At 64.9% G+C, this 13,281-nt stretch carries 11 protein-coding genes; 6 read left to right on the plus strand and 5 right to left on the minus strand.

Going from position 1 to position 13,281, the window contains the following annotated elements; translation table 11 throughout:
• Window positions 1-3: 3 nt before the first annotated feature.
• Genes FMM02_RS09830 through FMM02_RS09840 form a run of 3 tightly spaced genes read right to left on the minus strand, consistent with a single transcriptional unit; the run spans window position 4 to window position 2,759 of the window.
• Entirely contained in the window at window positions 4-459 is a 456-nt protein-coding gene (locus tag FMM02_RS09830) for a MaoC family dehydratase (RefSeq protein ID WP_147494673.1), read from the minus strand.
• A gap of 55 nt (window positions 460-514) precedes the next feature.
• Entirely contained in the window at window positions 515-1,711 is a 1,197-nt protein-coding gene (locus FMM02_RS09835; RefSeq protein WP_147494674.1) for a mechanosensitive ion channel family protein, read from the minus strand.
• 31 nt (window positions 1,712-1,742) lie between these two features.
• The gene (locus FMM02_RS09840; protein ID WP_147495061.1) at window positions 1,743-2,759 is read right to left on the minus strand and encodes a DNA topoisomerase IB; all 1,017 of its coding nucleotides are present in this window, start codon (window positions 2,757-2,759) and stop codon (window positions 1,743-1,745) included.
• Window positions 2,760-2,844: 85 nt separating this feature from the next.
• On the opposite strand from FMM02_RS09840, the gene FMM02_RS09845 reads away from it, so the two are divergent.
• Window positions 2,845-3,387 (plus strand): type 1 glutamine amidotransferase domain-containing protein, encoded by a 543-nt coding sequence (locus tag FMM02_RS09845; protein ID WP_147494675.1) that lies wholly within the window; start codon window positions 2,845-2,847, stop codon window positions 3,385-3,387.
• A 34-nt stretch (window positions 3,388-3,421) separates the two neighbouring features.
• A complete protein-coding gene (locus tag FMM02_RS09850; protein ID WP_147494676.1) occupies window positions 3,422-3,889 on the plus strand; it encodes a hypothetical protein in 468 nt (155 codons plus the stop codon).
• A gap of 55 nt (window positions 3,890-3,944) precedes the next feature.
• Here FMM02_RS09850 and FMM02_RS11230 read toward each other — a convergent pair whose 3' ends face one another.
• On the minus strand, window positions 3,945-4,118 hold the full coding sequence (locus FMM02_RS11230; RefSeq protein WP_187107758.1) for a hypothetical protein: 174 nt from the start codon (window positions 4,116-4,118) through the stop codon (window positions 3,945-3,947).
• Window positions 4,119-4,234: 116 nt separating this feature from the next.
• Between FMM02_RS11230 and FMM02_RS09855 the strand changes: the two genes are divergently transcribed.
• The 4 genes from FMM02_RS09855 to putP all read left to right on the plus strand — a co-directional run bounded on the left by FMM02_RS09855 (window position 4,235) and on the right by putP (window position 12,251).
• Window positions 4,235-4,438 carry a hypothetical protein gene (locus tag FMM02_RS09855; protein ID WP_147494677.1) on the plus strand — a complete coding sequence of 68 codons (204 nt, stop codon included), beginning with the start codon at window positions 4,235-4,237 and terminating at the stop codon, window positions 4,436-4,438.
• 62 nt (window positions 4,439-4,500) lie between these two features.
• A complete protein-coding gene (locus tag FMM02_RS09860; protein WP_147494678.1) occupies window positions 4,501-6,525 on the plus strand; it encodes an autotransporter assembly complex protein TamA in 2,025 nt (674 codons plus the stop codon).
• Window positions 6,525-10,694, plus strand: coding sequence for a translocation/assembly module TamB domain-containing protein (locus FMM02_RS09865; protein ID WP_187107760.1), 4,170 nt, complete (start codon window positions 6,525-6,527; stop codon window positions 10,692-10,694). Before FMM02_RS09860 ends, FMM02_RS09865 begins: the two co-directional genes overlap by 1 nt.
• A gap of 66 nt (window positions 10,695-10,760) precedes the next feature.
• Entirely contained in the window at window positions 10,761-12,251 is a 1,491-nt protein-coding gene (gene putP, locus FMM02_RS09870) for a sodium/proline symporter PutP (RefSeq protein ID WP_147494679.1), read from the plus strand.
• A 3-nt stretch (window positions 12,252-12,254) separates the two neighbouring features.
• On the opposite strand, the gene FMM02_RS09875 is transcribed toward putP, so the two are convergent.
• Window positions 12,255-13,190, minus strand: coding sequence for a PilZ domain-containing protein (locus FMM02_RS09875; RefSeq protein WP_187107761.1), 936 nt, complete (start codon window positions 13,188-13,190; stop codon window positions 12,255-12,257).
• Window positions 13,191-13,281: the final 91 nt, after the last annotated feature.

Consider the following 13,281-nt stretch of genomic DNA (forward strand, 5'->3'; position numbering starts at 1 on the left):
CTCCTAGGTGATGATGAGGCCGAGCCACTGGGCGGTGAGGGCAGGTTTGTCCTCGCCCTCGATCTCGACCGTGACGGTGTGACGGAGCAGAAGCTGGCCGGGACCTTTTTCCTCGGCAGCGTCGAGGGTGAAGTGGCCGCGCACCCGTTTGCCGGCGCCCACCGGGGCAAGAAAGCGCACCCGGTCGAGCCCATAGTTGACCGCCATCTTCGTCGTATCCGGAAGGATCATGACGTCGGCGGCCATGCGGCTGAGCAGCGACAGCGAAAGGAAGCCATGGGCGATAGTGCCCCCGAACGGCGTCTGCCTGGCGAGCGCGGGGTCGACATGGATGAACTGGTGATCGTCGGTCGCGTCGGCGAAGGCATCGATGCGCGCCTGGCCAACCTCGATCCACGCCGAGGCGCCCAGCGACTGGCCGATTTTTCCGTGGATCTCGTCAAGGCTGGCGACCGGCATTGCCAAGCGGTCTAGGCCCCCCGGAAAGCGGCTGGCAACCCCCTGCCGGGCGACGCTACGTCAGCGGCGGTTCTTCCCGGGGCGGTTCGACCGACGTCACCGGTTGGACCGAGGGATAGGGCATGATCATCGTCCCGTCGGGCGCGGCGGTGAAGGTGGTCTGCGTCGGATAGGCGAACTCTATGCCTTCGCGAGCGAAAAGCTTCATGATGCCGGTGATGATCAGCGACTTGTGCTTGGCCAGCGTATCCGCGTCCGTCGACCGATCATCATACACCAGTTCGATATCGATCGAGCTGGCGCCGAAAGCGGTCGCGCAGCAGCGGACGATCTTGACCGTCTTCATGGGCCCGATGACCTGCTCCAGCAGGTTAGGGAGGTTTTCGATAACCTCGGGACCGGTCTGGTAGATCACCCCAAACGGTAGCCAGATCCGGCGGACCCGGCTTTCGTTGACATTGGTCACTTCCTGCTCAAGCAGCTTGGTGTTGGCAATAACGAGCTGCTCGCCGCTGACCGACCGGATCCTGGTGGTTTTCATGCCGATCCGTTCGACCGTGCCGACACTTCCCGAGGCCCCGCCATAGCGGATTGTCTGGCCTCGCCGGAACGGCCGGTCAAAGACGATCGACAACCCGGCGAACAGGTCGGAAAAAATGCCCTGGGCGGCAAGGCCGATAGCGATGCCGCCGACGCCGAGGCCAGCGACTAGCGCGGTGACGTTGACGCCCAGATTGTCGAGGATAACAATCGCGGCGATAGCGAAAGCGGCGACGCTGACCAGGACACGCACGATGCCCATCGCATTGCCCAGCGTGCTGGCGCCGGGATCATCGCCGATCCGGCTGCGGATCACGCCGAGCACGATCTCGCGCGCCCAGATCGCGGCCTGGATTGCAGCGGCCACAATGAACAGGATTTCGGCCAGCCGGGCGAGCTTCGCGTGTACCTCCGCGTAGCTGACGACGATCGAAATGGCCGCGGCGACCATGAAGAACATGCTGGTCTTTGCCAGGACGCTGCCGATTATCCCGCGCCAGCGCCGGCATTCGGGATCGCCGGCGAGCATCTTGCTGCCCGCCAGCCGGATCAGTAGCATGACGGCGACGATACCCAGCGCAACGAGAGCGCCGATAGCCAGCCCGTCCATGTTGTCGGCGACCCAGGTGGCGATCGTTTTCACCGGAGCGCTGCCCCTTTCGGCGACTTTTCCGGTCTGTCCGACGGCGTCATTAAGTAAGGTGCTGGTCATCGCCCCTCAATGGCCAAGGCGGCGCGATGGTTCAACCCGCCGCCTTGCGCCGCCAGATGCGCCGGCGCCGCGGCTTGCGCTTCAGATATTTGAGGAAGCCGGTCTCGGCGCTGGTCAGACGCGTGCGTGCGCGCGGCCGCTTCATGCCCTTAAGCGGGTCTTCCGGCCGCTCCTGCACCGCTTCGATGAGGCAGGGGTGAACGTAGGATTTGCGGCTCATTGTCGGGGTGTTGCCGAGCGCTTCCGCGACGGGTTCGAGCACGGTCTTGAGGCTGAGCCGCTTGCTTTCCGACTTTTCGAGAAGCTGCTCGAAAAAAATGACGCTCGCTCCCCAGGTGCGGAAATGCTTGGCTGTGAATTCGCTTCCGGTCGCCTCGCGGATATAGTCGTTGACGTCGGTTGAAGTAACCGGCTTGGGCTCCCCATCGCCGTTCAGATATTGGAACAGATGCTGGCCGGGCAGGTCCTCGCACTGGCGCACCACCCGTTTCAGGCTGGCGTCGGTCACCGCGACTTCGTGGACGATGCCATGCTTGCCCTTGAAGCGCATCTTGACCTTGTTGCCGACCTTCTTGAGGTGGCGGTTGCGAAGCGTGGTCAATCCGAAACTCTGGTTTCGCCTGGCATATTGCTCGTTGCCGATCCGGACAAACTCCTTGTCGAGCAGGCGAACGACCGCTGCAAGGACCGTTTCGCGGACAAGCTTGCGCCTGCGCAAATCCTTCTCGATCCGTTTGCGCAGTTTGGGCAGGGCTTCGCCAAATTCGCGGCAATTGTCATATTTATGCGCGTCGCGCTGCGAACGATAATCGGGGTGGTAGCGATATTGTTTGCGCCCACGCGCGTCTTTGCCGGTCGCCTGGATGTGGCCGTTGGCATCCTTGCAGAACCAGGCGTCGGTATAGGCGGGCGGAAGGGCGATGCTGTTCAGCCGGTCGATCTCCTCGCGGCTCGTAACGCGATTTCCCTTCTCGTCATAATATTGCCAATAGCGACCCTTGCGCTTGCGGCTGTAGCCGGGCTCGCTGTCGCTACTGTGCCGAAGCATCTTTCCGTCGACCTCCAACGTTGTCGAGCGATAAAGGATAGAAAGCGGCCCGGTTCCGCGCTGATCATCGGTCAGGGAGAATGACATGCCGGCAATTGCCGATGCGAAGGTGCTGATCATGGCCACCGATCGGTTCGAGGAAAGCGAATTGTTCGGCCCGCGCGCGATATTGATGGAGCGCGGCTGCGAGGTGGCTCTGGCCTCGCCCTCCCTCGACGAGATTATGGGGACGGTCCATGACGAGCCGGGCAAGAGGATCAAGCCGGACCTGCTGATCGAGGATGCGCGCGCGGCGGATTTCGACGCGTTGCTGCTGCCCGGGGGGGTCGGTAATCCCGATCAGTTGCGGACCGACGACAAGGCTGTGGCGCTGATCCGTGCCTTTGCCGAAGGGGGAAAGCCCGTCGCTGCGATTTGCCACGGCCCATGGCTGCTGGTCGAGGCGGATCTGTTGCGGGGGCGCAAGGCGACCTGCTGGCCGTCAATCCGCACCGATCTTCGCAATGCCGGGGCAGAGTTGGTCGATGCTGTCGCGGTTACCGATGGCAATATCATCACCAGTCGCAAGCCTGACGACGTGCCGGCTTTCACCGACGCGCTGATCGCATTGATTGAGGCAGGCGCCTAAACCGGCTGGCAAGGATTATGCGGTAGGAGGCCGTATGACCTGGGGGGCAAAGCATCCGCTCGAGCGGATCGTGGAAGGACTGGCGCCGGCGCTGCTGGCGCTTGCGGTCGGCTGGTCTGCGCTGCAGCTTGGCAGCGGCGCGGCACTGGCGGGTGGACTCGCCGCGGTCAGCCTTTTTGGCGCCGGATCGGCGATCATCCGAGCGGGTGGCGATGCGCTGCGAGCCGGGCCGAGTTTCGAGCCCGCCGACCTTCCAGAAGCTGAAGCGGCCGGGGAGTTGCTTCTTGACGATCCCCTGGTCGTCCTTCCGCAGGATTCGCGCGTCGTGCAATTATTCGCGCCTGTCGAGCCCACGCCTGGCGAACTGGTTGAGCGCATCGCCGACTTCCTCGACGCGCGGCCACAGCCGCGCCTCGCCGCCCAGACGCTGCCTTCGGTCCCGGTCGACGCAAGCGTCGCGCTCCACGCCGCGCTGGCCAATATCCGGGCATCGCTTCGATAGGTCAGCCGCTACGATCGATGCCGCGATACTGACGGTATTTCGCCTAGACGATTCACTACCCGCGGCGGCGGTCGATGAGCCAGACCAGCAGCATCAGCGCGATACCAGCGGCAAATCCATAGAGCATCCCGAGGACGGGCCGGCCGAGCACCATTCCGGCGACAGCGCCGGCGACAGGGCCAAGGAACAGGAAGATGCCGCCAGACAGCGGGTTTCGGCGCGGTGTCATGGCCGTTTCCATGGCAGAGGCGGGGTCCATGCACCAGCCGGTTATGGTTGACAGCGTGTTGACCGCGTCTGTGCTTCGAATGGCAAGACGCGCCGGTTTAACGCCTCGTCATGGACATGCCCTTCATTCTTGACCGCGCCGCGCTGGCCGATGCCGCATCTTTGATGGAAACCTTTGGCGACGACGCCGGGTTTGAAGCGGCGGCGCGCGCCGAGGACAGCCGGGAGAAGGGCAATGTCGTGCGCTTTTGCCATTGGCGGCAGATTGAACGCATGATCGTCACCCTTTCCGACCGCGAGAGCCAAGGCACAGTCCATTAAGAATCGCGCCACTGCGCTTTGAGACAGGTGGCGTGGCGCACCGGCCATGCTAGGCTTGCCGGATGGGTAAGCGTCGTGCCGGGCGGGGAACCGCATTGCCGTGGCAAAAAGCGTCGTTGCTGCTTGGCTGCGCGGGCATGCTGCTCGGCGCCGTGCCGGCCCGCGCCCTCGCCCAGCACTCTGCGGAGCCGGGCGAACTGGACCCCTCGGCACCGCTAGACCCGCTGCCTGACCTTGGCGTCGACTGGCCCGACATGGAGCAGCCCGATGCGCAGCCGATCGAACCGCTGCCCGGTGAAATGGTCCAACCGAGCCCGGAGCGGACGACGACGGTCGATGATGCGGCGGCGACGCGGCGCTACCGCTGGACGCTGACCGGGCTTGAGGACATTGAGGCGGAGGAGCTGATCCGCAAGGGCTTCGACGAGCGATCGACGCTGGAGCAGGACGATGACGAGCCGGCCAACGCCGCCCAGCTCGACCGCCGCGCCAAGGCGGATGCCGAATTGCTGCTCGAGCTGCTCCGCAGCCAGGGCTATTATGATGCGAGCGTCGAGCCGCGCATCGAGTTGGCGGGAAGCGAACTGCTGGTCGAAATGACCGCCGAGCCCGGGCCGCGCTATCGCTTTGAGAGCGTTGATCTGCCGGGACTTGCAGCAGCGGCGGGCGGCGAGGCCGAAGCGCTGCGCAGCGCCTTCGCCGTCAAGGCGGGGGATCCGGTCATCGCCCAGCGGGTGATCGACGCCGGGATTGCGCTGCAAGTCGCGTTGGGCGAGCGCGGCTTTGCGACGGCCAAGGTGGGCCAGCAAGATATCGTCATCGACCATGAGGAGCAGGTCGCCCGGCTGGTGCTGCCCGTGACGCCCGGCCCGATTGCCCGTTTTGGTCAGATTTCTGTCACCGGCCAACCGCCATTTTCATCGCGGCATATCCAGACCATCGCCCGGTTCGACCCTGGCGATCGCTTTGAGCAGAGCGAGGTCAATGACCTACGCCGTGCACTGATCGCCACCGGCCTGGTCAGCAGTGTCGAGGTCGAAACGGTGCCGCGCAATGATGGCGAGCTGATCGATCTTGCGGTGAAGCTGGAACCAGCGCCGATGCGCACCATCGCCGGCGAACTGGGCTATGGCAGCGGCGAGGGGGTTCGCGCCGAGGCAAGCTGGCAGCACCGAAACTTTTTCAATCCCGAAGGTGCGCTGACAGTGCGCGGGGTCGTCGGCATGCAGGAACAGCTGGCCGCGGTATCGGTGCGCCGCAATAACTGGCTGCGCCGCGACCAGGTTTTGAACCTCCAGGCACTCGCCAGCCATGTCGACCGCAAGGCTTATGAGGCTCGGACCGCCTCGCTGTCCGCTGGGTTCGAACGACAGAGCAATTTCATCTGGCAGAAAAAATGGACCTGGAGCCTGGGCGCCGAGTTGGTCGCAACCGACGAACGCGACACAATCGAGGCGACCGGTGAGCCGCGGCGGCGCACTTTCTTCATCGGCGCGCTTCCCGGAAGCCTTGGCTATGACGGCAGTGACGATCTGCTCGATCCGACCACGGGTTTCCGCCTGACCGGCCGGCTAAGCCCTGAATTGAGCCTGCAGGGCGGGACGTTCGCCTATGCAAGGGCGCAAGTCGATGCCAGCGCCTATCGTCCGATCGGCGACCGTGTCGTCGCTGCCGGGCGAATACGGCTCGGCTCCATCCTTGGCGCTAGGCGCGACGATATCGCCCCCTCACGCCGCTTCTACGCGGGCGGCGGCGGATCGGTACGTGGCTATGGCTACCAGCGCATCGGACCGCGCGACATCGACAATGTGCCGATCGGCGGGCGCAGCCTCGCCGAATTCTCGCTGGAGGCGCGAATCCGGCTTAACGCGTTCGGCGGTAATCTCGGGATTGTCCCGTTCATCGACGGCGGCACCTTGTCGACGACGGCCACGCCCGACTTCAGCAAATGGCAGATCGGCGCTGGGATCGGCGCGCGCTATTATTCCAGCTTCGGGCCGATCCGGATCGACGTTGGCACCCCGCTCAACCCACAGCCGGGCGACGGCCGGGTCGCGGTCGTGGTCAGCCTGGGCCAGGCCTTTTGATGAGCGAGGCGGTCGCCCTGCCTCGGGACGATGACTTGCCCCACCCGGTCCGGCGCCATTGGGGCAGGCGGCTATTGTCCGAACTGGGCCTGCTCCTGCTGGTGTTGCTGGGGCTTGCGGTTGCGGGGCTAGTACTGCTCGATACCGCGCCTGGCCATCGCTTCATTGTCGATCGTATCGCGCAGGTCGAGACGGCAACCGGACTGCGCTTCCGTGTCGCCCGGATCGAAGGGTCGATCTACGGCAAGGCCCGGTTAAGGGGTGTCGCGGTCAGCGATCCGCAAGGCGTATTCCTGCGCAGCCCAGAAATCATCGTCGATTGGGCTCCGGGCGCTTGGCTCTACAACAGCCTGCACATCGACCGGCTCGAAGCGAAGCTGGTCCGCATCGACCGGCTCCCCAAGCTACGGCCAGGTCGTGGCGGCCCGATTCTCCCCGGCTTCGACATCCATATCGGCCAGCTGAAGATCGACCGGCTGGAGCTGGCCAAGGGCGTTACCGGAACCGCCCGGACCGGCAGCCTTGGCGGCGAAGCCGACATTCGCGCCGGCAGAGCGATGGTCGGGCTGCAACTCTCGATGCTCGACGGCGACCGGCTGGCGGCCAGACTGGATGCCGAGCCTGACCGGGACCGTTTCGACCTCGACGTGCGCGCCATTGCCCCCGCCGACGGCTTGCTGCCGACGCTGGTCGGGCTGAACCGGCCGATCGACCTGACCATTGGCGGTGATGGCAGCTGGGCTCGCTGGCGCGGCGCGGCGCGGCTCCAGATCTCGCGGCGAACCGCGGCCAACCTTGCGCTTGCGGCAGACAGCGGACGTTACCGGCTGTCCGGGCAGATCGCCCCGGCACCCTATCTTGGCGGGAGCCTCCGCCGGCTGACCGCGCCAGTGGTGCGCGTCAATGGTATGGCGACATTCAAGGCCCAGCGCCTCGACGGGTCGCTAACGCTCGCCTCGCCGGCCCTGCGCGGGGTGGTGCGGGGCGCGGTCGACCTTGCCGGACGCAAATATGACAAGGTACGGCTGGGCATCGACCTGCTCCGACCGGCTGCGCTGTTTTCGACGATGAGCGGCCGCGAAGTGCGGATGGTCTGGACGCTCGACGGTCCGATGGAACGGGCCGACTACGCCTACCGACTGAGCAGCCCTCAAGTCGCGTTCGACAATATCGGCTTCATCAACGTCCGCGCCGAAGGGCGCGGGGAATTGAGCCCCTGGCCGATGCGCGTGCCGCTGCTGCTCCAGGCGCGGGCGATCACCGGTGTGGGCGATGTCGCTGGCGGCATCCTTGCCAACCTCAGCGTCAAGGGCATGCTGTCGATCACGCCGCAGATGGTCCGGGGCGAGAAGCTGGCACTTCGCAGCGACCGGCTGGATGGCATCATGTCGTTGCTGATCGACCTTCGCACTGGCCGGTTCGACGTGGCCCTGTCCGGCGGGCTGAAACGTTATCTGATCCCCGGACTTGGCATTGTCGACGTTCAGACCAGGCTCCAGGTCGTGCCCGGGCCGGGCGGCAAGGGATCGCGGATCGTCGGCAAGGCCGAGGCGCAGGTGCGGCGGCTCGACAATAGTTTCTTTCGCTCGCTGACCGGCGGGCTGCCGAGGCTGACCACCGATCTCGAACGGCGCGAGGACGGGATCCTTCGGCTGACCAATCTGCAATTATACTCGCCCAAGTTGCGCCTGTCGGGGCAGGGGATCCGGCGCAAGGATGGGACATTCCTGATCGAGGCCAGCGGCCGGCAGGCGGATTATGGCCCGCTTCGCCTGCGCCTCGATGGACCGATCGAACGACCCGCGGTCGAGCTGTTCCTTGAACGGCCCAATGAGGCTTTGGGCATTCGCGACATGCGGCTCAACTTGGTCCCGGTCCCGGTTGGGTTCGATTATCGGGCTAGTGGCGAATCGCGGCTGGGTCCCTTCACCTCGAACGGCCAGATATTACTTCCGAAGGCGGGGCCGGCAACGATCGCCATCGCCGTACTCGATGTCGCGGGAAGCACCGCGACTGGCAGCCTTAGGGCCGACCCCGGCGGCTTTGCCGGCCAGCTCCGGCTGGCGGGCAGCGGGCTCAGCGGCACTCTCGACTTTGCGCCGGTCAACGGGCGCCAGCGGATCGAGGCGCATCTCGCTGCTGCCGGGCTGACCATGTCCGGGCCGCCGGCGCTCAGCGTTCAGAACGGGCGGATCGACGGGACTATCCTGTTCGGGGAAGGCGGGATCACCATCGACGGATCGATGACTGCTCGCGGGATCGAAGCCAGCGGCATTTCGCTTGCACGGGTCACTGCCAACGCCCGGCTGGTCAATGGCGCGGGACAGGTTCGCGCGGCACTGTCGGGATCGCGCAGCGGCGCATTCCAGTTCGTCACAGTCGCAGATGTCGAGGCCGATCGGATCAGCCTGACCGGCCGCGGGCAATTGGACCGCCAGCCATTGACGCTGGCCGGTCCGGCGGTGCTGACCCGGGTCGCTGGCGGATGGGAGCTTGCGCCCACGCGAATCCGCTACGCGGGCGGGCAGGGGACCCTCTCCGGCCGAACCGGCGACAGGCCGTTCTTGCGCGCCGATATTGCGGCAATGCCGCTGCGGCTGCTCAACCTTGTCTGGCCCCGCGTCGGCCTGGGCGGCAAGGCGAGCGGACGGGTGGAATATCGCTGGGACGGCAAGCCTTCGGGAAGCGCAAATCTCAGAGTGCGCGGGCTGACTCGCGCGGGGCTGGTGTTGGCCTCCAAGCCAATCGACCTTGGGGTCAACGCGGTGTTGGCCGACGGCAAGGCCGCGCTGCGCGCGGTCGCGGTGAGCGATGGCAAGACCATCGGTCGGGCGCAGGCACGGTTCGCCCCGATCGGGCGCGGTCCGATCGTCGCCGAATTGATGAACGCGCCGATGCTTCTCCAGCTTCGCTACGCCGGGCCCGCAGACACGCTGTGGCGATTGTCGGGCGTTGAAGTGTTCGATGTGAGTGGCCCGATCGCCATCGGCGCGGACATCGACGGCCGGCTGGTCGATCCGAACATCAAGGGGTCGCTTCGCGCCAATGGCGCGAGGCTGGAAAGCGCGGTTACGGGCACGGTGATCGAAGCAATCAACGCCCAAGGCCGTTTCAACGATTCCCGGCTGGTCCTTTCGGGGATCAGCGGGACTACGCCAGGCGGCGGCACGATCAGCGGCAGCGGGACGGTGAATTTCTCCGGCGGGCGTACCGGCCTTGAGCTGAACTTCGACGCGAAGCGCGCCCGGCTGCTCCAGCGCGATGACATCGCCGCGACGGTCACCGGGCCGCTGTCGGTTCGTTCGACGGGCGTGGGCGGGACGATCAGCGGTAAGCTGCGGCTCGACAGCGGGCGGTTCACGCTGGGACAGGCCAGCGCGGCAGCGTCCGTGCCGCAGCTCCAGGCGCGCCACGTCGGGCGCGATCCCGCCGAGGTCATCGAAGTCGCGGAGCTTCGGCCCTGGCGCCTCGACCTCGACGTCGAGGGAGGCGACCTGACTGTGCGCGGCCTCGGCATCGACAGTCGCTGGGCAACCGACCTGCAGATTGGCGGAAGCGTCGACTCCCCGCGTCTTACCGGGCGAGCAGACCTCGTGCGCGGCGAATTCGAGTTTGCCGGGCGCAACTTCCGGCTTCAGCAGGGCATCATTCGATTCCGCGGGGAAAGCCCGCCCGACCCGCTGCTTGATATCCGTGCCGAGGCGCAGGTGCAGGGACTCGACGCCAGCGTCATCGTCGGCGGCACCGGCCTTAAGCCCGAAATCCGCTTTGCCAGCGTGCCGCAGCTGCCGCAGGACGAATTGCTTTCGCGCCTCCTATTTGGGACTTCGATTACCAACCTGTCGGCGCCCGAAGCGCTTCAGCTCGCCTCGGCAGTGGCTGCGCTACAGTCGGGATCGGGCGGGCTGGACCCCATCAACTCGATCCGCCGCGCCGTCGGGCTTGACCGGTTGCGGATCGTGCCCGCCGATATTGCAACCGGTCAGAAGACGGCCATTTCCGCCGGCAAATATCTGACCCGCAAGCTGTTCGTCGAGGTGATCACCGACGGGCAGGGCTATTCGGCAACGCGCGTCGAATATCAGGTAACCCGCTGGCTATCGCTGCTGTCGTCGATCTCTACGATCGGTAGAACCAGCGCCAACGTCCGCGTATCGAAGGATTATTGAGCGCCGCGATGTGCCGTGCAACAAGCTGCCGCAGATCCGCTGGACCGGCGGGAGAAGGGGGCGGGAATGGAAACGGGTGTAGTCGTATCGCTGGCGGCATATTTCATCGGCATGCTGGCGATCGGCCTTTATGCATGGCGCCGGTCGACCGACGACATCAACGGCTATCTGCTCGGCGGGCGCAGCCTGCCGCCTGCGGTCGCGGCCTTGTCGGCCGGTGCCTCGGACATGAGTGGCTGGCTGCTTCTCGGCCTTCCCGGCGCTGCCTTTGTGGCGGGGCTGAGCGCGACCTGGATCGGGATCGGCCTGATCATCGGCGCGTTCCTCAACTATCTGATCGTCGCGCCCCGGCTACGCGTGCATACCGAAAAGACCGGGGATGCCATCACCATCCCCGATTTCTTCGAGAAGAGGTTCGAAGACAGCAGCCACGCCCTGCGCATCATATCCTCGATCGTGATCATCATCTTCTTCACCCTCTACACCTCCTCGGGCCTGGTTGCCGGCGGGAAACTGTTCGAAACCGCCTTTGGTGCCGATTATTCAGCAGGCCTTTGGATCACCGCGGGCGTGGTGGTCGCCTATACGATGATCGGCGGCTTTCTAGCGGTCAGCCTGACCGACTTCGTGCAGGGCGTGATTATGTTCGTCGCGCTGGTGCTGGTGCCGCTGGTGGCATTGGCCGATCTTGGCGGCGGGGTCGGGGCGGACCTTGCCCGGGTCAATCCGGATGCGCTCGACGTCTTCGCGGGCATGACCGCGATCGGAATCATATCCTCGATGGCGTGGGGCCTCGGATATTTTGGGCAGCCGCACATCATCGTCCGGTTCATGGCGGTCCGATCGATCGGCGATGTGCCGGCAATGCGCAAGATCGGCATGAGCTGGATGATCGTCGCCCTTGTCGGCTCAGTAGCGACGGGTTTCGTCGGCCTGGCCTATGCGACGCGCAACGGGATCACGGTCGACGACCCGGAGACCATTTTCATCCTGTTGTCGCAGCTGTTGTTCCATCCGCTGATCACCGGATTCCTGCTGGCGGCGCTATTGGCGGCGATCATGAGCACCATCTCCTCTCAGCTGCTCGTCTCATCGTCTTCGCTCACCGAAGATTTCTATCGCATCTACCTTCGCCGCGGCGCCAGCCAGCGTGAATTGGTGACTGTCGGCCGCGCATCGGTCGTCGCGGTTGCGCTGGTCGCCATCTGGCTTGCCTATCATCCCGACAGCAATATCCTCGGCCTGGTCGCCAATGCCTGGGCAGGGTTCGGCGCGGCGTTCGGGCCAATCGTCATCCTTGCGCTGACCTGGAAGCGGTTGACCCGCAACGGCGCGCTGGCGGGCATGATCGCGGGGACCGCGACGGTGCTGTTTTGGATCTATGCTCCAGTGCTGGCTGAGGGGGAAGCGCTGAGCTCGCTGATCTATGAAATCGTGCCCGGCTTTATCGTTTGCGCAGCGACGGCCGTACTCGTCAGCCTGGCCGACCGCGAGCCCCCGGAAACCATCCTTCGCACCTTCGAAGAAGCCGAGAAGGTTCTGCGCGAGCAGCGTTGAACGTCAGCGCTTCAGATAGCCCTCAAGGTCGGTCCTCAGTTCGTCGAGCGACTGGCGATTCCAGCCTTCGGCCCAAGGATTGTCCTGGTCGGCATAGACGCTTCCGGGACCCGGCCTGGTCATCAGGGACGGGGCGACCGTAGGCTTCGACTTGCCAAGCAGCTTGAGGTCGAATGGCACTTTGAACGCCAGGCCGGCCTTGTCGCTGCAGTTCCAGCTGACGGTGGCGAAATGCTGTCCACCCTCGTCGAGGTCGAGGTAGACTTCGGCGCCGACCGGATAGCTGATCGGAGCTTCGATCAATGCACCATGCTCCGAGATGTTGCGCAGCCGCACCTTCTCGCATTCATGATTGTAAAAGACCTTGCCGAGCCAGACCAACGGATGGCGGCGCTCGCCTCGGCGACTGTTAATGACGCTGTCGTCCTCGGCATCGATGGACTCGGCGGAAGACCCGGTATGGACCGGCTCATGTTGCGTGATGATGTTGGCCCCAGGAAAACTCCGGCGGATTGTGTCGAGCAGAAGCGAGTCGCGCGTTTCGACATCGCACTCGATGGTGGTCTCGTGCGCGAATTCGAGGCCGACGCGGTCGTCGCGCAGCCACCGCACCGCGCACTGGATCGCCTGGCCATCGCCGAGCACAAGGTCGAGCCGGTCCCAAAGCCGCGGGCGGCAGTCGGTGCGGATCATTGCACCGCCGCCCGACAGGTTGATCAGATCTGCGGGGTATTCCTCGCCATCAAAGCGGGCCTTGGCCCCTTCGCCGTTCAACCGATGGCGATCATCGTCGCGATGGTCGTGCAAACGACCTTCGCTGCGCGGAACTTCAACCGCCGATAGATCGTCGCCATCAAGGCCCCGTCCATGTTTTTCACGGAGCAGGGGGTCACGGGACAAGCCCTGTCCCGACAGGACTGCCTTGCGAAAACTGTTCATGGATAAAACCTCACACCCCATAGCGCGAAGCACTATGATGGGTGAGAAGTTACCATTGGGTAACCAGCAGCCTTTGAAAGGCGCTCAACCC

Origin of the sequence: Sphingomonas xanthus (assembly GCF_007998985.1) — a bacterium.
In the GTDB taxonomy this organism is placed as follows: Bacteria; Pseudomonadota; Alphaproteobacteria; order Sphingomonadales; family Sphingomonadaceae; genus Sphingomicrobium; species Sphingomicrobium xanthum.

Excerpts from the sequence above, each read along its gene's own strand:
- FMM02_RS09830 (WP_147494673.1), bottom strand. The coding sequence starts at position 459 with ATGCCGGTCGCCAGCCTTGACGAGATCCACGGAAAAATCGGCCAGTCG.
- FMM02_RS09860 (WP_147494678.1), top strand. The coding sequence starts at position 4,501 with ATGGGTAAGCGTCGTGCCGGGCGGGGAACCGCATTGCCGTGGCAAAAA.
- FMM02_RS09835 (WP_147494674.1), bottom strand. The coding sequence starts at position 1,711 with ATGACCAGCACCTTACTTAATGACGCCGTCGGACAGACCGGAAAAGTC.
- putP (WP_147494679.1), top strand. The coding sequence starts at position 10,761 with ATGGAAACGGGTGTAGTCGTATCGCTGGCGGCATATTTCATCGGCATG.
- FMM02_RS11230 (WP_187107758.1), bottom strand. The coding sequence starts at position 4,118 with ATGACACCGCGCCGAAACCCGCTGTCTGGCGGCATCTTCCTGTTCCTT.
- FMM02_RS09855 (WP_147494677.1), top strand. The coding sequence starts at position 4,235 with ATGCCCTTCATTCTTGACCGCGCCGCGCTGGCCGATGCCGCATCTTTG.
- FMM02_RS09865 (WP_187107760.1), top strand. The coding sequence starts at position 6,525 with ATGAGCGAGGCGGTCGCCCTGCCTCGGGACGATGACTTGCCCCACCCG.
- FMM02_RS09850 (WP_147494676.1), top strand. The coding sequence starts at position 3,422 with ATGACCTGGGGGGCAAAGCATCCGCTCGAGCGGATCGTGGAAGGACTG.
- FMM02_RS09840 (WP_147495061.1), bottom strand. The coding sequence starts at position 2,759 with ATGCTTCGGCACAGTAGCGACAGCGAGCCCGGCTACAGCCGCAAGCGC.
- FMM02_RS09845 (WP_147494675.1), top strand. The coding sequence starts at position 2,845 with ATGCCGGCAATTGCCGATGCGAAGGTGCTGATCATGGCCACCGATCGG.
- FMM02_RS09875 (WP_187107761.1), bottom strand. The coding sequence starts at position 13,190 with ATGAACAGTTTTCGCAAGGCAGTCCTGTCGGGACAGGGCTTGTCCCGT.